The 22451-nt window shown below is 32.1% G+C and carries 11 protein-coding genes; 1 reads left to right on the forward strand and 10 read right to left on the reverse strand.

Features of this window, described 5'->3' with window-relative positions:
- Positions 1-81: 81 nt before the first annotated feature.
- From KM029_RS22255 to KM029_RS22275, 5 genes are all read right to left on the reverse strand, one after another.
- Positions 82-636, reverse strand: a complete 555-nt coding sequence (locus KM029_RS22255; RefSeq protein ID WP_144076010.1) for a hypothetical protein — start codon at positions 634-636, stop codon at positions 82-84.
- A gap of 164 nt (positions 637-800) precedes the next feature.
- Positions 801-1013, reverse strand: coding sequence for a hypothetical protein (locus tag KM029_RS22260; RefSeq protein WP_144076011.1), 213 nt, complete (start codon positions 1011-1013; stop codon positions 801-803).
- Between the two features lie 2055 nt (positions 1014-3068).
- Positions 3069-3962, reverse strand: a complete 894-nt coding sequence (locus KM029_RS22265) for a hypothetical protein (protein ID WP_144076012.1) — start codon at positions 3960-3962, stop codon at positions 3069-3071.
- A gap of 3 nt (positions 3963-3965) precedes the next feature.
- Positions 3966-4652: a ubiquinol-cytochrome C chaperone family protein gene (locus KM029_RS22270; protein ID WP_144076013.1), complete on the reverse strand. Its 687-nt coding sequence runs from the start codon at positions 4650-4652 to the stop codon at positions 3966-3968.
- A gap of 89 nt (positions 4653-4741) precedes the next feature.
- A complete protein-coding gene (locus KM029_RS22275) occupies positions 4742-5083 on the reverse strand; it encodes a hypothetical protein (protein WP_144076014.1) in 342 nt (113 codons plus the stop codon).
- 333 nt (positions 5084-5416) lie between these two features.
- Here KM029_RS22275 and KM029_RS22280 point away from each other — a divergent pair, with 333 nt between their 5' ends.
- Positions 5417-9049, forward strand: coding sequence for a DEAD/DEAH box helicase family protein (locus tag KM029_RS22280; RefSeq protein WP_144076015.1), 3633 nt, complete (start codon positions 5417-5419; stop codon positions 9047-9049).
- A 77-nt stretch (positions 9050-9126) separates the two neighbouring features.
- Here the strand turns inward: KM029_RS22280 and KM029_RS22285 are convergent, their stop codons facing one another.
- The 5 genes from KM029_RS22285 to KM029_RS22305 form a co-directional block, all read right to left on the reverse strand.
- Positions 9127-11961: a sigma-70 family RNA polymerase sigma factor gene (locus KM029_RS22285; protein ID WP_144076016.1), complete on the reverse strand. Its 2835-nt coding sequence runs from the start codon at positions 11959-11961 to the stop codon at positions 9127-9129.
- Positions 11962-12085: 124 nt separating this feature from the next.
- On the reverse strand, positions 12086-13276 hold the full coding sequence (locus tag KM029_RS22290) for a restriction endonuclease subunit S (protein ID WP_144076017.1): 1191 nt from the start codon (positions 13274-13276) through the stop codon (positions 12086-12088).
- Complete coding sequence (locus KM029_RS22295; RefSeq protein ID WP_144076018.1) at positions 13276-14769, reverse strand: type I restriction-modification system subunit M; 1494 nt, start codon at positions 14767-14769, stop codon at positions 13276-13278. Before KM029_RS22295 ends, KM029_RS22290 begins: the two co-directional genes overlap by 1 nt.
- A 224-nt stretch (positions 14770-14993) precedes the next feature.
- Complete coding sequence (locus KM029_RS22300; protein ID WP_144076019.1) at positions 14994-16046, reverse strand: helix-turn-helix transcriptional regulator; 1053 nt, start codon at positions 16044-16046, stop codon at positions 14994-14996.
- A gap of 109 nt (positions 16047-16155) precedes the next feature.
- Positions 16156-22449, reverse strand: a complete 6294-nt coding sequence (locus tag KM029_RS22305; RefSeq protein ID WP_144076020.1) for a DEAD/DEAH box helicase — start codon at positions 22447-22449, stop codon at positions 16156-16158.
- Between the last annotated feature and the right edge of the window lie 2 nt (positions 22450-22451).

Here is a 22451-nt window from a genome sequence, read left to right on the forward strand (position 1 = left end):
AAATAAGTTACATTGTTACATATAGAAACAAAAAAAAGTACAATTATCTATAACATTGTACTCTTTAGGTTTCTTACTATTTTAAACTTCCTGAGTTTCTTTTGCTTTTTGTTTTAATGCTTTTACTTTCGTTTTTTGTGCTCTTTTCACTTCTTTCCATTCTTTACCTCCAACCACATATTTTTTATTGGCTGTCCGCATTGTCATTATTGCTTGCGTAGTTGGTATAGGTGCTACTGCCCAAAATAATGGATTAGCTACAATTGCTAAAGTCCAACCTGCAACAGCCAAAGTCTGTGAAGTTCTAGATTTTTTATAACGTTTTGTGTTATAATAATTTAGTACATGTTCATCAAGATCATTCACCATTAAATTATATTCTTTTACAAAGTCTACGGTTTTGTCATAGGTATCTAAAGATTCATATTGGATATAGTCAATATCACTCGCTTTTATCTCAAAAAGCTCTTTATCTCTTTTATAGACAATCAATTTATCTGTAGATTTTTTTTCTTTAAGTTCCTTTCTAGATATTGAAACAAAATCGCCATCTTTTAAATAGATATTGATATTATCTGCTTCTGTAGGAATAGAAATAGCGGAAATAATGGCCTGCGTTAATACTGCTATTGGCATAATTGTAAATTTAAGTTTACTAACACTTTGTTTAACGATAAACAAATACACAAGACTTCTATTAAAAGGTCAAAAAATATACAAATCAGGTCAAATTTATACTTAGGAAGAGCTTAATTGCCCAACCCATTAAACCCAACTCTAACTCCTAAAAAAGGATCAAATTATGGCACTAATCCATTTGTTCCAAGCTGTCTTCCAATTTTTGTGATTGGAGATGAAGTGAAACGAGGGAAAATATATAGAAAAGATTTTGTATTGTCGATGTCTGAAGTTAAAGCCAAATATTCAGGCTTCTCGAAAATATTTATGTCTTGGAATGCACAAAATGTGGCTGTAAATGTTAAACCTCCGCAGAGGTGGTTGATCGCTAGCATGAGAAATATTTAGTTGGTTTTTTAGATTGGAAAATCTAAAAAGTAGGTAATTGAAAAAAGGGTATGGAAGGGCTAAATTACCCTTTTTAGAAAAACAAATGATGATATTAAATTATAAAATAAAACACCAAAAGTGAATCAGAACCGGGTGATTTACAATACTTTAAAAAAATAATTTACTCACAATAGCTATAATAGTTACAGATAAAACAAGACCAATATAAGTGAATATAACCAATTTAATAAGATTATTTTTTCTCTTGTTATCATCATTTATCTTGGATTCTTTATAATTAGTATAAACGATATAAGAAGCTCCGAGTAAGCCTATAATACTTTGAATATTTGCAATAATTTGAATATTCAATAACCTAGAAAAAATTATATAAGCAATAGAATTTAACAATATCACAAATACTAAAATATTATTATTTTTCATTTCCATGTACAAGAATTAATTTCATAATTTATATTTAACCATATTGCAAATCCAATCCAATAGTAATAGCGGCTGGACAAGCAACTCCTGTTGCAAGTGCAGGTGTTTCAAACCTCCTACAATAGTAGAACCCGCTATTGCAATATCTCGCATTGTATACCACCATAAATCATCACAATTCTGAGTAGTAATACTAGTGTTATCCAAAAATACAAGTTTTTAATTCCGCTCATTTCATTAATTGAAAAGATCTATCTGCAATATGTCTATTGACTCTTGAACCATTAAAATGGTTCTGCTCAAGAAAAGCAACCAATTAAAAAGAATACAGAACATAAAGAATAGATAATGATCATTAGTTTAGATTAGTAAAAAAAATGTTTAAGATATCACTTACATAAAGGTTATTTCTATATCTGTTTTAAGAAAAATATATCAGCTACATTTATTCGATTCTATTACTACATTAATTCTACATTTTACCCAAAAGCTACATATCAGAGGTTCCTTCACGATTCCAACGAAAAAGTATCATTTCATCAATAATTACCCATTTTCATAGAAAATAACCCTTCATTATCTAAACAATTTAATATTCGTATTGAGAAATAATAATTATAACTATTCCTGTTACCGATTCATTTAAGGTTATGCTTACAAAATGTCTAGTTGTGGATATAGACCGCATAGTAAATATCACAATGCATTGCATGATTGTAAAGCCACATCGATTGTTTTTTTAGAAGTAGGTAGTATGATAAGCGAACCCTATAAATCTAAATACAATCAGCTTGAAAAAGGAATAGATAAATTACAGTAAAAATAAGTAGATGCTTTCTAGGCTACTTTTCAGAAGAAGAGGAAATATTAGAAATTAAATTCAAAGTATTGTAGCTGATTTAAACTAACCTCTTAATTACTCCCTCTTCAAGCACTCACAATTACTGCACTCCACTTCATTTGGTATTCGCCTGCATCTACGCTGCCTTTGCTGTGGGATACTTTCGTTGCTCGTTGGAGCCGTTACATTATCAACAGATTATTAGGAGAGGGGGCCAAGAATCTTCTTCTAAGGTGGTATGTATGAGTTGGTAATAATATTCCGCTAGTCGGCATTGAAACGCCTTCTATATCGCCATTATAGTTCATTCCTCAACGCTCTTGCAAGCCAAAATCAAACCTTCTGCTAAACGTATATTGACTCCCTATTTTTAGCTTGCTTCTGCCCTCTAGTACTTGGTGACCACCACCAAAGCCACACGATTCTGATTCACTTTTGATGGAAAGTATTTTTAACATTTACGAAAGACATAAAATAGGCGATTTATTTTATGAAATGTTTTAATAACCATTTTATAAGGTTTTATAGTCATGCTTATCTAACATTAAAAGGTGAATCAAAACCAACATAATAGCCTATAGAAAGGCAAAATCATACTTTTGCCAGAAACAGATGATGCTATTAAATGAATTATAAATCATCCATATTCAAGATACTCCATTAACCCGCCATAGCTCAAAACAGCATGAAATTTAAATGTAACTTACTTATACTGTGTTATTATGTAATTATATAATGCTGACCTTCGATATTATTAGGCGAGTTCATATTATAATTAAACAACTAGTTCAAAAACAAGTTGCTTATTTTCAAATAAATTGAATTGTTCCAGTTTACTACTATTTTCTAAAAAAATGATTTTACTTTCAAAAATATTCTCTATCTCAATAGAAGTATCCAAAAGAGACTCGAACTTCTCCCTTTCATTTCTTTCTAAAGTATGATCATTCCAACCTAAATTGCTATGAATTGCAACAAAATTTTTATTTATCGAAAATAATTTTTTTCTAAAATCTTCTAATTGTGCTTTTACAATTGGGTAATCATCTTTTAAAATATTGTAAGCTATTTGTGATTGATAACCTAAACAGAGTAACTTATGCAATCCCGCAACTTTATCTATTCCATGAATAGTTATTAGTGATTTTATGTTTTCTGGATTGTGTAGTAAACTATTTAGGATGTTATTATTTCTACATAAGTCATTGTATGCAGGTGCTATAATCGTTTGTTGTCCTTCTTTATCAGTAGATAGAGAGAAGTCTCTCAGACGTTCAGAAAAATTTTGATAATGTGAAGTAATTTCATACAATTGAATTGTATGGCTCATTTTAGTAACTTCTTTTAGTTCTTTTATATCTTTTGCGATATGATTAATATGTTGGTTTATTTTATGCAATTGCATCGATAATATTGCAAAGCCTGCAACTGAAACACCAATATTGGCAATGGATAGAGCATTAGTAACAGCAGTTGAAGAAGATGATAATGTACTCAATTGTGACATTACTGTTGAATCCATTTCTCCTTGAAGCGGAACTTCTTTTAACCATGCACGTACTGTTTTATTATTAGAATCACGAATCACTCCACCTAAACGTTCTAAAGTACCATTGGCTAGTCCTTCCATAATGTTTGAAGGAATTTCAAAAAAAATATTTTGTTTCATTACTTACATATATTTATTGTATTTCTTATTATTATCATCATTCATCCTTGATAAACGAAGGGCTGCTATGTGAATCACACAAGGAATTGTGACTCTTTTTGCAGGTGATGATAGATCAAAAGCAAGCCATGCTCCTGTTGCAATCCAACCTATTGGACCTCCTGCCATCATGAAAGCTTTACTTCCTATATTTTTAGCTCCAAAACTTAAAAAGTATTTTAAAGTTTGTTGCAATACATAAGGATTTGTCGTTAGTATCTTCAAATAAGATAAATGTGATAGCTTAGATAGGTCTATATCTTTTTGTGATAATTCTGAAAATAGATTGTCTTTTTCTTTTTCTGATAAATTTTCTATTGCCGACTCTAATACTTTTGCTAAAACTTGACGTTCTAACTCTATTAAATCAGAAGATCTATTTTCAACTTTTAAATGTTTAGCAACATCAGTTATGACTTCTTTATAAGGAACTCCTTTACCTCTATACAAATTCATAAAAGTATTTCCTCCAAATTCTCTTATTTCATTATAAATGGCATCTACATACATTTTAGGGTTGTTTTTATGCTTTTCGTAGCTTTCATAACTTATAAGCTTGTTAGTCTCGGTATCTTCAAGTTTATCTACTAAAAATTGAAGATCCTCATTATTACAAGTTTTTAGTAAGTTCAATGTATTGTAATAGTTCATAGAAATAGTAGTTTATAATTAGTGTTGTTACTAACAAGTATCATGCAATAGTTCTTTACATTAAAATAGATCTTAAATTTAATTCATAATTATATCACAAGTTTACATTCCACTATCCTATTATGGTAATCAAAACCTGCTTTATTGAAATATAAAAAATCTTCTTCTTCACAAAATGTCATTATTGAAGGAATTTCAAATAGCTTTAGCTTTTCAATGGCATCTTTTATAAGCCTTAATTTTAATTCTTCATCATCATCAAAAAAACGAAATATAATATAAGTTTCCTCTGCATTCATCTGAAGGATATAATATCCAAACAAAATATTTTTATCGTCTATTAAACCAAAACAAAAATCTGTTTCATTAAGGGATATTGCCTGATCCACAAAGCTATTTAATTCTCCTTCTGTTAATTTTTGGATTTTCATAGCTTAAAAAAAATTATAGATGATACATAATATCAATACACTACCCAAATATTTGGTACTTGTTAAAGTAAACTGATCAATCAATAACCCTACAATTACTTTAACAACAAATGAAAGTATAAAACAAGAAAGTAGGCAAAACCAATAGAATAATAGTATCATAAATTTTATGTTATAGAAATGAGAACGTTAATAATAATTTAAAATTAATACATATCTGTGAAGTCATTCTGCACAGTTTCTAAAATAGAACTCTACCAAGTTTTTTTATTTTTTGCTTTTAAGGTATTTCACTAACTTGTAAGGGTATCAACAGAATAAACCATATCTAAAATGAGTAATTTCAATCTTTTAAAAGAAACAGACTTTCCTAGAAAAATTTACAATAACGCAACTAATGCTGAACGTAATATTTATGCTGCTCCCTCTCTTTCTGCTGTTGCTTGTAGAAATGCCTTAGAGTGTACTGTAAATTATATTTTTAGTCAAGAAGATTTTTTCTTTGATAGAGATGAGAGACTGGTTGACAAATTAAAAAATTCTGAATTTTATGATTTTATATTAGATAACTGCGGACACTCTACACATTTAGAATTAAAACAAATTAGATTAACAGGAAATAATGGAGCACATGATGCTGAAAAAAATGTATCATCTGATGATAGTTTTAGGGCAGTAAAAAATATATTCCGTTTACTTAAAAACCTTTCGGCAGTTTATTTTGATTTTGATGAATTAGATCTAAAGTTTAATGAATCGTTTATTCCACCACCTAACCAAGTAAATAATTTAAAGCAAAAGATTCAAGATTTAGAAAAGGAACAACATAACTATAATCATGAACTAGCACAAGAAAGGGAAGATAAACAACAATTAGAAGAAAAGGTAAAGGTACTTCTTGAAGAACAGAAACGCCTAGCTCATAAAATACAAACGAAAGAAGGAGAGGGAGAAGAAACTACTCTTTTAAAGAAAAAAACAGAACATTTAGAAAAACAATTACTAGAGGATAAAGCCAATGATAAGGCTTTAAGGAAAGCTATAGAAGAACTCAAAAAAGAGAAGGAAGTCCTTCGTAAAAAAGTAAGACAGTCAAGAGCTATTGAATTTGCACCTCTTGAATTTAATGAGGAAGAAACTAGAAAGAACTTAATTGATAACCAATTAAAAGAAGCTGGTTGGAAAAGCTTTGAAGAGGGAAAAGATATTGAGTTCAAGGTAGAAGGAATGCCTGAAAGTATCAGTAAAACAGGTATAGGATATATAGATTATGTACTATGGGGAGATGATGGTAAACCATTAGCGATAGTAGAAGCAAAAAGAGCTTCTACGAATAGTAAAATTGGTAGACATCAAGCTGTAATATATGCTGAGTGTTTGGATAAAATGTTCGATCATCGCCCTCTTATTTATTATACTAATGGATTTACAACTTATTTTTTAGATGATCAATTCTATAACGATAGAATAGTTTTTGGTTTCCATTCTAAAGATGAACTGTTACAACTTCATCATAATAGACAAAATAAAAAAGACCTTAGAAGGTATAAAGTCAATAAAAATATTGCAGGTCGTTCTTATCAGCTAGAAGCATTGAGAAGAGTTGCCGAAAATTTTGTTTTGACAGATAATAAGCTACAACTTCGAGGGTTTAATCGTCAGTCTTTACTTGTTATGGCTACAGGTTCAGGAAAAACAAGAACGTCTGCCGCTTTAGTAGAAATGATGGTGGAAAGTGGTTGGGTGTCTAAGGTCCTATTTTTAGCTGATAGGGTAGCTTTAGTAAAACAAGCTCAAAACGCATTTAAAGAACATTTACCTACACTTTCTCCTATCAATTTATCTGATGCAGATGAAAATGATGCTAAAAATGCACGATTAGTATTTTCTACATATCCGACTATGATGAATAAAATCAATTCCGTAAATGAAGAAACAGGTAAACGTTTCTTTGGCATTGGACATTTTGATTTAATCATCATTGATGAAGCACACCGATCTGTTTATCAGAAATTCCGTTCTATATTTCAATATTTTGATAGCTTACTGGTTGGTCTTACCGCTACTCCTCGAAATGAGATTGATAGAAATACTTATTCGCTTTTTAATATAGAAGATGGTACTCCTACTTATGCATATGAATTAGATACTGCCATTGATGATAAGTATCTTGTTCCTCCAAAAGGACGTTCTATTGCTTTAAAATATCCTACGGAGGGCATAAAATACAATCAGCTTTCAGTCGAAGACCGTGAAGAATATGAGGAGAAAATGGCTGAAGCTTATGGTGAAGATAATATTCCTGAAGAGGTAAAAGGTTCTGCATTCAACGGGTGGTTTTTTAATACTTCAACGCAAGATCTCATTTTAACCGAATTAATGGAGAATGGTATTAAGGTTGATGATGGGGATAAAATTGGTAAAACAATTATTTTTGCTCGAAACCACAGGCATGCTGAATTTATTAAAGAAAGGTTTGATATTAATTATCCTCAGTATGGACCATACTTTTGTCAGGTAATTCACAATAAAACCAAAAATGCACAGGATTTACTAGAACGTTTTTGTGATGAAATAGAGGTTCAAGAGCCTCAAATTGCCGTTTCTGTTGATATGATGGATACAGGAGTAGATGCTCCAATGGTGCTTAACCTTGTATTTGCAAAATTAGTACGTTCGCATACCAAATATTGGCAAATGATAGGTAGAGGAACTCGACTATGCGAGGATTTATTGGGTATAGGAGAACACAAGAAAGAATTTATGATTTTCGATTGCTGTGGTAATTTTGAATATTTTGAAGATAACTTGACTCCAAAAGATACAGCTCTTCCTAAGTCTATCTCACAAAAATATTTTGAAACATTAGTAGACTTCTCCTATTATTTACTTTATAAAAATGAAAATACTATTGAGGAAGAAAGGGAGTTGGCAAAAGGTTATATACAATCACTATGTGTAGCTATTAAAGAGTTAGATCAAACACGTATTGATGTTCGACAAGCCTTAGAAATGGTTATTAAATACAGTAGATTAGATCAGTGGTCGGTGGGAAATATTGCTAATGTTGATACGAAAGCAGCAGAAATAAAAAGTACGCTTTCTGGGTTATATTTCCTTTCAGGTGATCAATATGCTAAACAGTTTGATTTATTGGTACTTTATCTGCAATACCTTTGGGCTGCTAATGACCCCCAAAAAGAAAATTTACAGGAAAAAGTGATACAAACGGCAACTACTTTAGAGTCTTTAGGTAATATTCCTGCAGTACAAAAGAAATTACCGTTTATTCGACAAATAAAAACAGATGATTATTGGACTGCTCCTAGTCAAAAGCAATTAGAAAGAATACGTACTGAACTTAGAGATCTTATTAGATTGATCCCGAAAGAAGATCAGAAAATTATTTACACTGCCATCAAAGGTGACTTTATTATTATGGATCGACCTGAGGCTACAAATACAATAATTGGAAATAGTGGTACTGGCGAAGACATGAAAAACTATAGGGAAAAAGTATATGAATTCTTTACTAAAAATAGAAATCATACTTCTATTCATAAGTTAGTGAATAACCTTAATATTAATCATGGTGATATTACAGCTTTAGAAAAAATATTAATTGAAGAACTAGGTACTCAAGAAGAATACAAAACCTATTTTGAAGATAAACCTTATGGGCAATTGGTACGTGAAACTTTAGGTCTTTCCGATGAAGCAGTAGACAATGTATTTTATGATTTTGTAAACCAAAATGCTTTAAATGTCAATCAGCGTACCATGCTTGAGGCAATAAAAAAGAAAATAAAAGCGAAAGGGATTGTGGAAATAACAGAAGTAATGTCTGCTAAGTTGAACGCAAAAACAGAGTTTTATGAGTTGTTTGAAATGGATGATTTACAGACTATTAAACAAATTATTCTAAACCTCAATAATAATGTAAACCCTCAAAGTTTACAGGCTTAAAAGCATCTTTTATTAAAAAGATCAAAAAAGGGAATATGATTTAAGAAAAATCGTATTCCCTTTTTTCAATATTAAAACTAGCTTAATCTATCAATCGATATTCTATTTTGATGAACTAAATAGAAATATAGAAATATAAATAATGTAAACAGGTTTTCTATTTCTTCTGATGTCATCTGCTGGGCAGTATGTGATTCTAAATTTCTGTTGTCATTCGCTCTATGAAACAATGGCTTTAAGGGGTGCGAATGATGGTATAAACCTAATTCATAAAATAACGTTCCTAAACCTTGATTTCTTGGTTCAAGACGCTCATATTCCGAAGACTTATAGGGGTTTGAAACATATAATATTTTTCTTGTGAAAGGTTCCATACATGTTGCCAGTTGAGTAATAATATTTATTCGATGCACCTTATGCTCACCCTCTTCTCTATACTTCATAATAAAATTATAAATATTAGGATAAATACGCTCATGTAATCCTTCAATATCATTTATACCTGTAGAGTGTTCTAAGAACTTATGCATATTGTTGAACACGTTACTATTTGGGTTTAATCCTTTCTCTTTCAAAAGATCTATTACTTCATTTTGAAATATTTTTTGCTCGTATTCTTCCGTATATTCAGGCAATAAGTAATGTGCTTTTCCATCTATTTTTTTCTTAACTAATTCACTTGTTCTTTGGCCTGATAAATAGATTCCAACAGTGGTTTTAGAATAGTTAAATTTTGTATGTAGAGCTGTTACAATTTCTTTCTTGGGAACTGGAGTTTTTCTACCTTCTAAGTAGTTTTTGATAGAAGATAATATTGTAGTCCTTTGTTTTTCCTCTTCAGATTGTATAGCAGTATAATACTCTTCCCCCTCTTTTTCGATAACACCAAAATGTAATCGATTACTTAAGTAATTATGAATAGTAGGTGCTGCCATACCTATCTCCTTTAATTTTGCTTTTAGCTGGCGACAAGGATAGCTTCCTCCATTTTTAGTTATAACATCCTTAAACTGTTGTCGTATAGTATTTTCAAGATCCCTTTTTTTATGTTCACCAACCATTATAACCTCTTTAATATAACTCGGTTTCATTGTTTCAGTGATATAGTTACCTGATTTCAACTTTACTAAATAAATTCCGATACAGGTGTTAATGGATAATTCAGAAAGAGAATTATTTCGTGTTTTCACATATGCTTTGATCTCCTTTACAGAAAGAGGTCTGTAATTCCCTTCTTCTTTAAAAGTATCTAAAATTAGATCTTTAATCGGTTTACTTTCTAGCCCCCATTCTTTTAAAGAAAAGATACCTCTTTTTCCATGTGCTTTAACCAATGGAGAACCTGGCATACGCAGACGGAATTTATCATAATCCATTTCTTTATTACCCTCTAAAAGCTTTCTTTTATTATATTCTATATAGATCTGGTTTGCATCCATTTTTTCACCTTTTTCAAAAAGTATTCTTGCTATAGCTTCATTGATATTGGTAATATTATTGAAATAGATTTGATAACGAACCTCTTCCTCGTTCATTATTCTTTCTACTTCTTGTATAGATTGCGTAACATTAAGTATAGCTTCTCTGCTTATTTTGGGATATTTACTTTTAATCTCAAATAAAAGATCTGTCTCGCTAATAGAAAGGGTATGATTATCTATTAACTTGTAAATGGTAGTTATTAGTTTCTTATAGACATTCTTATCTTCTTCATTCTTAATAAAGAAACGAGTAGATGTTTTGGCTGTAAAGCCTTTTACTTCCTGAATATTAAAAATATCTTCTATCAATTCTATATTACTTACCTCTCCAAATATTTCAATTAAAGTCTTTAATGTAAGTATAGAGTCTGATTCTACTTGTTCTTTATATTGTTGGATATAATTGACAATTTCTTCATCACATCTGATTTGATAACCTGCTTTTGTTGCTATAGTTTTACCTTCCAATAATGGAATAAATAATTCTTTAAATAGCTTTACTTTTTCTTGTCTGACTCTTTCTCCCGTAATTCCTAATACTACCCCAATATCTTTAAGCATATAGCTTTTTCCTTTAGCTCTGCCAACTCCGTAGTAATAGGATAAAATTTCATTGTCTCTTTCAGTTACATAGTTTAAGAAGTCGTTAATAACAATTTGTATAATTTCATAGAGTGTCTGTTCTCTGTCAAAATCAAAAGTTTGCTCTCCAATTACGAAAACCTTTGTATTTTTATGGTAAATATGCAATAACAGCTCTTGTTCCTGAATAGCTTTATCTTTTAAAGCTGTTAACTTCTTAAACTTTCCAACTCCTAAACTCTTTATATTTTTAAACTCTCTTTCGGAGGTTCCACCCATTTCACCGATTGTCGTAATATTATTTTTTATAAGTGCATCAATAAAATTGCGATCATCAAACTCTTTAACATCATTTAATGAAATATCTTTAATCTCCTCAGGCATTTCAACAATAGTGGGGTCAGAAAGAGGTTCCTCTCCAAAATATGCTCTGAGGGAAGTTTGAAGTGCATAAAATTCATCCTGATATTGATCTTTTACTCCCTTTATACTTAAATAAGCATTACAATTTAATAACTCTTCAATTTTCTTGAGCTCATGAGCTTTGATGATCCTTTCTCTTTTGGTACAAGGTTCTAAAAATAAATCTAATGCAGTAATAAGTGAATCTCTTGATAAATTTTTAGGTATTTTCTCTTCTATTAAATCTCTTATTGTCAGTTGGAATGAATGAAATTCAGATTGTATACCTCTGTTAAAGCTATTTTTGTATTTTGTACAGTCAATCAGATCTGCAATTGTTTCCAATTCTAGTGCTGTAATAACTTTTTCTATTTTGGAAGTAAATTGAATAGAATGTCTTAAAGAGTTTAGAGATGATTCTCTTGAAGGTAAAGTTAGTGTTGACATATTAGTAATAGATTTTTTAGATTTCAATATTTAACCAGGTGTTAAGTTATATCATGTACTTCAGTAACGATAATTAGAACTTTTCCCCTATACACTTCTATTAAAGTGAATAGGGGAAAATATTTTACTTAGCAAACACCTCCTGCAACAACGCATTAAATAAATCCTCAGAGGCTGCCAAGCTTTCCTCGGCTAATCGCTTTTGATCTTCGATGAGAGTGATGCGGTTGGCGAATTGGTTTTGGAGGTCAAAAGATGGAATAGAAAATTCTACTTCATATATTTTTTTTGGTGATGTATGACGCACTTTTGTACCTGTCGCTGACATCTGTATTTGCGATCTAATAGATTTCTGATTAAATAGGTAATACACAAATATTTTATTTAAAACATTACTATCAAAATCAATTAAACCTAATCGTTGATTATGTAAAAATGTCTTCTCTTCTGGTACTAATAGTGTACTACCCAATAATCCATAGGCTTGTTCAGTCATTGCTACTAATAAATCTCCCTTACCCAATAAATATTCTGAAGGGAATTCTCCATCATAGAACTTTTGCTTTACACCAATATCTTTAAAACCTCCATTTTCAAAAAAATGTCCAGGAGTTAATAATTTAAAATCAGAATCTTTAACAAAGTTCTCACTTTTAAATGCAAAACCATGTTTTATCTCAATAAAATCTCCCAACTTCACCTTCTCCCACCCCATCGGATTACTAACAGGATCCCCAAACATCTCCAAAAAGATACTCTGAGTTAAACGGTTGTATTCTTTGATCAACTCTTGGTTGAGGCGACGGTTTCGGTCTGCGGCATCTAATAAGCTGGCGATGCGTTTTTGTTCGGGAAGGGGGCGAAGGGGGATTTTTAGATCATCAATATGTTCGTTTTTAATATTATTGATGTTCGCTCCATTGATTACAGATTTAATAGTGGTTCTGTAATAACTCGATTGAAAAAAGTATTTAAGATATTGTGGATACACCTTATCTTCTAGAGGTCTAACTACTTTACAAAATGCACCAAAAGATCCATCATAATCATTATTGAATGAACCATTTTTACCAATTACATTTAAACTGCCAGTTGATGCAGTAATTAAAATATCTCCTTTTTTTAATTTTTGATCTTCCTTTACTAAATCATTTTTTATGTAAATTAAGTTATCAAAATTAATTGTTCCTTCACCAATATTATTTGATCGTAAAATTGGAATATACCCTTCCTCAAAAGTATCAATTGAAGCATCACCTTTAAATGAGACACCCCTTACTTGTCTTATTATATTTTTTACTTTTTCAGAAACCATTACCCCAACATTTTCTCAAGTTCAACCATAGCTTCCATTCTTGCCTTATCCAAAGCCTTGATACGGTCCATAATTACATTGGGAGCATCGTATTCCACCTCTTCATAGACTATTTCTTTGTAGCGATTGATGGATAAATCCCAATCGTTCTCCTTGATTTCCTCAAAAGGCACCATAAACGACTGTTCAGTACGTTTTCTGTCGGCTTCTCCTTCTTGATTTTTGAAACGGGTAATGATGTCTTTGATATCGTTTTCTTCTACAGGATTACGCTTATCGTCTAAACTGAAACCATCGGCTTTCATATCATAGAACCACACATTATCCGTACCTCCACTATTGGTTTTAGTAAAGAACAACACTGCTGTACTTACCCCAGCATACGGTTTAAATACTCCCGAAGGCATACTCACTACGGCATCCAATTTATGATTTTCAATAATTTCTTTTCGGATCTCTTTGTGCGCTTTGCTACTACCAAACAATACACCATCAGGAACAATCACTGCTGTTCTTCCACCTACTTTCATCATACGAAGCATCAACGCCAAAAACAACAATTCTGTTTTTTTAGACTTGTTGGTTTTCTTTAGTAAATAGTCCTCTACAGTCTCATTATTTAGGGACCCTTTAAAAGGAGGATTGGCTAAAATAAGCGAAAAACGATCTTTGATTTCATTCACTTTACTCAATGCATCCTTACGCTCCAAACGTGGATGTGAAATACCATGCATTTGCAGGTTCATAGCACCAATACGTGCCATAGTACTGTCAAACTCCAACCCACTGAACATCTCTTTCTCATGATGTGTAAGGAAAACATCATCAGCAAACCAATCGGAATGATTCTTTTCCATATAGTCATTGGCTGCTACCAAGAAACCTGCTGTTCCAGTAGAAGGATCACAAATAGTATCCTCCTTTTGGGGTTCAGTCATTTCCACCATCATCTTAATAATATGACGAGGAGTTCTAAACTGCCCTAAAGTCCCTGCTGCACTCAGTTTAGAAAGCATATATTCATACAAATCACCCAAAAGGTCCTTGTCTGTAAGGTCTAACTTATCTATTTTTTTGATAACCTGATCTAAGATTGCAGGTGCATTTTCTCCTTTAATTTCTAAAGTAGCATGCTCTACAAATTCAGCAAAAACACCGCCTTCATCACCAATGTTTTTCATGTGTGAAAACACTGTTTGCTTATTGGCAGTCTCTTGAGGAACAGTAAAAAGTTGGTACACCTCTTTAGGCGAGGTCACTAATTTGAAATTACTCCAGCGCAATATTTTTTCTTCCGGAGCATACACTGCTTTACGTATAGCTTCTCCCGTAATCATCGCTTTTTTTTCTTTTTCCAATTGCATATCATCCAATCGTTTGATAAACAACATATAAGAAAACTGCTCTATCACAGTAATTGGCGAAGAAATACCATTGTTCCAGTACGTCTCCCAAATATTATCAACTTTATTTTTTAAATCTCCAGTAATCATCTTTTATTTCATTTTTAAGGAAGCCTAAAATACAATTCTATTTTGAATAAATAACTTCAGTTTCCTTCTTAATTTCCATTATTTTAATGTATTAAGAATTTCTCTATTCAAGGTCGTTTTCCACTTATTTTTATAAAGACAATACAATAATAAAAATGAAGTATGCAGTCTAAGTACATACTTCATTTTTTTGATATTAATAATTAGAAGTAGAAAAAATATTTTTACTTATTTAGTCCTAACATTTTCTCTGCTCTCTCAATAATACTATCTCTTAAACGTTTAGGACTAACTACTTCCAAACCATGTGCCTGTTCAAAAATTTTCGTTATCAACTCATGATTGATCATCAATTTCAATTTGATTTGTGCAGTACCTAACTCTAAATCTTCCAAAATCACTTCTTGAGAGGAATGGAAGGGTTTATTTTTGATATACCTCCAACGGTCCGAAGAAATATTCAATACTATTTCTTCTATTTTTTTATCATCAGGAATAGTTACCCCTAAAATCTCATCAAAATACGTATCAAAATTATAGGAAGTATTTGGAATAAATAGATCGCTTGATAACTCCTCTATGTTTTCAATAGTATCCAATGCTATATTAGTAAGACTCGGATATTTATCACTTTGTGCAAATAAGAACCACCTGTTATTGTACTGCTTTAAGAAATAAGGACTAAGCTGAAGGGAGTACAATTTTCCTCCTGAAAACGTTTTATATTCTACTTTCAAAGGTTTGTGATGCTGAATTGCCCTATGCAATACAGAAATATACTTTTCCCCTTTCAAAGAAGAGTTACCTTGGAAAGCGATACCGCCTTCATTTCCTTTCTCCAACTTAAACTCTTCTGTTAGTTGTGCAGCAGTAGTATTTAACCATTCATAGCCTTCTATATTTTTAAAACGGTTAAAGGTAAAGATCAAATCTCTGATTTGATTGGCTTCTTCTTGTGTCATTTTCTTGTTATTTATACTTTGCGTTCGGTCTTCATAATAAAAATAAGCTCTCCTATTCTTTATCTTTCTTTGGATATCCATTTTGTAGCCTGCCTCGCTTTCCATAAAATCTATATCTTTCAGAATCTGTCTTCTTGATATAGTAATTTTATGCTTAAGCTTTCCAGTTTTTGGGTCCTCTTCATATCCATAATGTTCCTCTAATACACGTTCACATTCATCAATAAGATCGTTAATCCAATATTCACGTCCACTATTTCTAAAGCATTCATCTAGGACTTGGTATCTCAATAAAGCATTTTTATTGATAGGCATAATTCGACTATTTTTATTTATTCAAAGTAAATAACAAGGTGTGACTTCTATGTGCATAAAACCACCAACTCCTAAAAAAGTGGAGTTGGTGGTTCTTATTAAATTGATATTAAGGTTTAATAATATCAATATACAAAGCGGAATCAGTATTCTTTCCTGGATAAAGAGTATACACCCTCTTTTTACTCTCTACGTATTGTAGTTGACTTTCAGTACTCGCAGAAAATGGGAAATTCTGATGCTGATGGTGCATATTTACCTTCCAAAAACCAAATCCTTTTTCCATATCTATCAATACCTCTGAATTATCTTCAAAAATAAAAGTAAACCTACGGTAATGCGGCAAATCTTCAAATGCTTTATAGTTAAACTGTAATGACGGAAGGTCGATGAACTGCCTTAATAAATTGGTTTGCTTTTGAGTATACACTTCTGTTTTTATCCAATTCCAATTAAAATTATCATATCTACGCTCTTCATTATCGCACACCAATGTATCTATATTTATAACAGTATTTCTTTTGATGTATTCCCTATTTTTCAACTCTTTCAAAATGCAACCTACTAATACCGTTACTAGAGGAGATTTTATATAGTTGTCAGTATACAATACACTTTTAAGGGGAATATCTTCAAAATGTTTCTTCAATTTTTCCGCTTTTGAGAAGACAAAATCCCAATAAGTTGCTCCAAATTTATTGATTGAGGCATCTAGCTCATTTTGAAAACGAATGATAAATTGTGTTGGAGTAGGATACAAATGATCTTTTGTATATTTAGTTACTTTCATGTTTTCTAACGAAAACGATTTTTCTTTCGAAAACTTCGCCTTTACTAAGGTATTATCTTCTTTATCAATAATACCCCAATCCGCATCAAGTACTTTTGCTTCAGTATAAGTAGAACCCCACAAGATTTGCTCATGATGATCATTTTCTACTATGGCAAGTATTCTTTCTAGACCTCCTTGATTATGAGTATCGATAGAAATATTTTTACCTAGTGCTAAAATCTCGGCTAATTCTAATTTTTGAATAGAAGACAAACGGTTAAACTGAGGTTCTTCAATGTAAATAAAAATCTGTTCGAAATGATCTGACATTGCCTTCAGTTTATGGTGTAATTTAGCTTCTGAAATTCTCCATTCTTCCACATTTCCTCCCAAGAAAATACGAAGGTTTTTAGTGAAGCTCTTAGATGAAACTAATAGATCATTAAAAAAAGTTCTAGGACAAAATACGGAAGCATCACCAAATACTTTTTGGTGTTGAGGTAATTCATTGTGCTTCTGTATTATTTTTAGATAGTCTAATGCGAGTTTTTTATTCAAGTAATCAATATATCTCTTGGTATCAAACTGCACCAAACAGTTCTCACAAGCACTTTCTTTGCACTTGCATGAAAGAAGCTTTATTGCCTCTTTTAACATCTGAGAGAAATGTTCTGATGCTAAAGTCGCAAACCCAGCTCCACCACTGTTAAGATCGGACAAGCAAATACCTAATATAATCTCCTCATTATGGCGAATACGTTTTACATTCACTGACAATTCGCTTTCTTCTACCCCTAAACTGAGGCACAACCCTTTACGCAATGCAACTCCAGCCGACCATGCAATTTTTAGATTTTCTTCAGTATCAATTAAATATTCCGTTGATTTAGGTTTTTTCAAATACAGTTCAAAGACATCTGTTTTCTCTTCAGCACCTAAAAAAACTTTTTCCTGAATTTGGTTCGGATCTGGCTCACATTCTTTTTGATACTCTCCATTATCATTCTTTGGTCCTCCTCTAAGTTTTGCATGATGATTAAATGAAGCTGGAACAATCGCATCACCTTTAATATTGTCTTTTATCATTGAGTCAGCATAACCACACTTCATACAAACAGCATAACCCAAGTTGTGCTCTCCCCCATTTTGATAATAAATACTTCCCTTTGTATCAGAAATATAAAAACCTACATCTCCAGGAAGAAATACCTTATCTCCTTTGGCGTTAACTTTAGGAATATCAGAAGGAATAACTTTACGTTGCTCTATATTAGTAGTAGGTTTTTCATGAATACCTACCGCAAAACCATTGGGAACTAATAATTTTTTTTGAAGAGTAGATGGAATGGGCTTACTACAATTAGTACAACAAAGCTCTTCCTTTAAGGAAATAGAATTGGAATGTCCAAAATGACCACATGAAGTACATTGCCATGCTGTTAAGAATAGCTGACTCTCCGTACGGTCAACTTCAGGAGGTTGATGCCAGTTAAGACTAATTCCTCTTGATTTGTATACCAATCCATTAATTACATTATGAGAACCAGGTGCATATTCAGATAATGCAATTGCCATATTACGCGTTGGAATACCTCTATATAGCGTACGTTTTTCTTCTCTTTCAAATTTTCTTCTTTCTCGCTCAGAATCAAAGACATTACCTTCATCCTTAATTTTTTCGAGTTGTTCGAATGTGATATTATCTAAACTGACAATTCCTGTAGGGAAACCATATCCAGGGAGAAAACCTTTATTGGCCAATTCAGAGAATAAATACTCACCATAGTACCTTCCTAATTCTCTATTAAGTCGAGCGATATAATACTCATTTTGCTGAAGTTTTGGTTTAGACTCCTCCTCTTCTTTGGCTTGTAGAATATCATTGTATTGTACGCTCCACCCTTCTCTAATTTCTTGGATTCTTGTTTTTGTTTCTTCTAAAATAACAGCCTCAGTTGTTCCACTTAAAATAGTATCATTTTTTATCCTTTGAACTGCATTTAGAATATTAGTATAATCTTTTGAACGATCTCTGATATCATTTAACCATTCTTCAAACTGCTCACCTAAAGATATAGATTGTTCATCTTCCTCTTTTGTGAAGAATTTCCCGACTTTAACCGATATATTATTTTCTGCCAAAGCACATTCTTTTAAAAACCTGCCTAATAAAAATGAATGCAAATGACGTTGTACTATTCTTTCGCTTTCAAAGGTTACCTTTGGTAATGGCATTTTTTGAGTAAACGCCCATGTAGGATTCTTAAATACCATTCTTTCATGAGCATCATTTTTACACAAGGTCATAGAGAGTGAACGGGGCTCTTTACGTCGACCAGCTCTACCTGCCCTTTGCAAATAATTGGAAGGATGTGGCGGAACATTATTATTCATTACAATAGAAAGACCACCAATATCTACACCCATTTCCATTGTTGTAGAACAGCTTAAAACATTGATTTTCCCTTGTTCAAACTCCCTTTCAAAAGCTTTTAGTTGTGATGACGAAATTTGAGCTGAATGTTCAGCTACTCGCATAAAATCTCCCCCTAAAACAATTTTATCTGCTACGTCTGTCCACATACCACGCTCACGCAGTTTTATCAGTGTATCATTCTGTAGCCAATCTTTAATGTATTTTTCCTTTTGTTCTGGTTGACCATCTGTCCAGCCATGTGGTAAAATAGGTACTTGAATTGGCTCACATTGTAATGATTCAAATTCTATCTGGTTAGCAGGTAGGTTAGGGGTATATCCTTTGAAAGTAACATCAAGAAATTTGTTAGTAACAGGACAAATGAAGCCATTCTCAAACCTCTTAAATCGAAGGTCTTCTATTTGCATTTGAAAACGTTCTTGACCAGCATCAATTAAAAGGCTGTTATGACGTAATACTTGCCATGCTTCTTGTAGAATAGTATTAATAATATCTTGTTGATCAGCCGAAAGAGGTGTATTGGTATAACCTAAACCAATACAAAGGAGTTTAACCAATTTATGTTGTCTACCACTCTTGTTATAACGCAGCCATCGTATTTGCCCCTCAACAGGCTCAACATTTTGAGGGACTATTTTTTTAAGGAAAGTATTCTGACCTATATATCTTTTTAATTCAAACGGAATATCTATAGCAAGATTCCACCTTACAAAATAATCCATCAATATTTTAAGATAGTTTTTCCAATCGTTAAGAGATAAACTTATACTAGCATTTCTATCTATATAATCAGGCAAGGTACTTATATCCGTAATCCTTTTATAATAAGACGATGTTAGCCCTAATGTTTCTAAAGATGTAGTTCGTGTTGGTTTTCTATTGAACTCACGAATCATCATTAATTTTGCTACAGATTGATAATCAGGGAAATCTTTATTACTTATATTTCTATAATACTTACTGATTTCTTGTATATCAAGATCCCCAGTCATTTGTTGTACCATAGAATTCCAATCAGCATTCTGATCTTGCATTTCTTTTTCGAGCCTATCTAGAGCTCGCTGGTCTCTACGGGATAGTTCTCCATCTTTTTGATCTTCTATTAACTCATGGTAATCTTCCATATCTTCCTGAGATAAAGAAGATTTAATATTCAAGAGTTTATGATATACCACTCCCCTTACTTTTGCTCGTTCAGAATCCTGTTGCATTTTCAGAGCAATACGTGCAGTACCTTGTCTACTATCTGTAAAAGTTATTATTCTACGTCCTTTTGAAGGCAGATGCTCTGAGCTTTCTTTTGCTTCAGTGTTTTCTAATAAGGTTGGCACTACAATTCCATTAAAAAATGGCATTCCCAAATAAGAATGCATAAATGCTTGGTACTGTCCTCTACCTTTATAATCACATTTTGCACACTTTTCTTCATTACGAATATCTATAGAAATATCAGCATCAGGCACACCTAATATTCCTTCCTTATTCATTTTTATAGCATCGATATTCTTACCTTCATTCTGATTTGAATCCAAAGGAGGACAAATTATTATTTTGTCTATGTAATTATCCTGTTTAGGATTTTCAAGGTCTTCGTTTTCTTCTAACTCTATATCAAATTCAAAAGTATCTGTTTTATCATCTATGCTTTGAATGATTCTTTGATTATTCTCTTTTACGGCTGAGATATGAAATGTATTACAATCCTTGCAACGTACGACCTCATAAACAGGACTTTCACAGCAGTCACAAGTTTTCTGATGATCTACAAACAACTTTCCAAAAGGCCATTCTTCACTATCATTTAAAAGAGAATTATTATGATTACACTTAGGATTTACACAAGCCCATAAACCATTAAGGGTACGCTGGAAATAATGTCCTCTTATAGGTAAAAAAGGTGTTTTATCCTTATCATGCAACCCATCCTGAGTAAGAAAGTCTAACCACAAAAGTAGTTCTTCAGTACTAAGGGGATTTGAAATATGACCATTTACATAAGACTCAATAGAAGGAAGAGTTAAGGCTCCATTGTTAGGGTGCAATGCCTTACGGATAACTCTTGCTGTTTTATTAGCATAAACATGCTTTTTTAATTCTTCGAGTTGATCATACTTCTCTAACTCTCGTAATGAATAATCATTTTCCGTTTGTTGAGAAAGTGAAGGTACATCACGCTGACCTGGTATAACAGTAATCTGATTTTCATCTACACCTGAAACCTTCGATAAAAAAGTAGTAAGTGCTTGGGTTCCTTCTTCTTCATCTTCTGAGATAGTAGCTGACGTAGCAATAAAATGTACATCTTTAGGAGTAACATCAAAGCCTTCCATCGTTCTTCTTAACAATAAAGCAAGTTCAGCAGATTGAGCTCCAATGTAGGAGTGTGCCTCATCAATCACAATATACTTTAGTTTACCTTGTGACTTCTCCAAAATAGGTTGATCCTGTTGACGTACCAACATATACTCTAGCATAGTAGGGTTGGTAATCAACAAAGGCGGTGGAGTAGTATAAAGTGAAGGGCGGTCATGAATTTCATTTTTTGGTAACTTTTGTGTCACCTCTGTCCTGTTAGCAATTGACTTGGTATCACCATTATATAAACAGAATCTAATATTTTCATTAAATGGCTTTGTCCAAGCCAATAATCTATTTCGTTGTGAATTGATTAATGCATTTAAAGGGTAAATAAACAAGGCTTGTACTCCTACTAAAGCACTATTTTGTTGCTTATGCTGACGTACTAAATCATCTAAAATAGGAACCATAAAACATTCCGTTTTACCTGAACCCGTACCTGAAGTAACGATGATAGATTGTCGTTTATCAGTTTCCTTTAGTTTCTCCCATGCTTTCACCTGATGCTGATAAGGATGGTATGATTTTTTAAAAGCCTGCTTCTCTAAAGGGATATCATTCCCCTCTATATCCACAATATTTTTAGGCTCATGCATAGCATCTACTAAATCAGAATGTAAGAGCTCCCCACTTAAAGCTTCCATATCTTTAGGGTATTCCTCCCATGGAAAAACCCCTTCAAAAACAGGATCAGTAAATAAACCTTTCTCTTTTTTTAAAAGCTCTTGCTTTAAATAGGCTCTTAAGTTTTTATCTTTTATACCTAAAATACTCAAACTTGCTTCTGTTGTTTGTACTTTCAGGTTATGATCAATGGCATGAAAAAACGATTTCATAG

Source organism: Flammeovirga kamogawensis (assembly GCF_018736065.1).
GTDB classification, from domain to species: domain Bacteria; phylum Bacteroidota; class Bacteroidia; order Cytophagales; family Flammeovirgaceae; genus Flammeovirga; species Flammeovirga kamogawensis.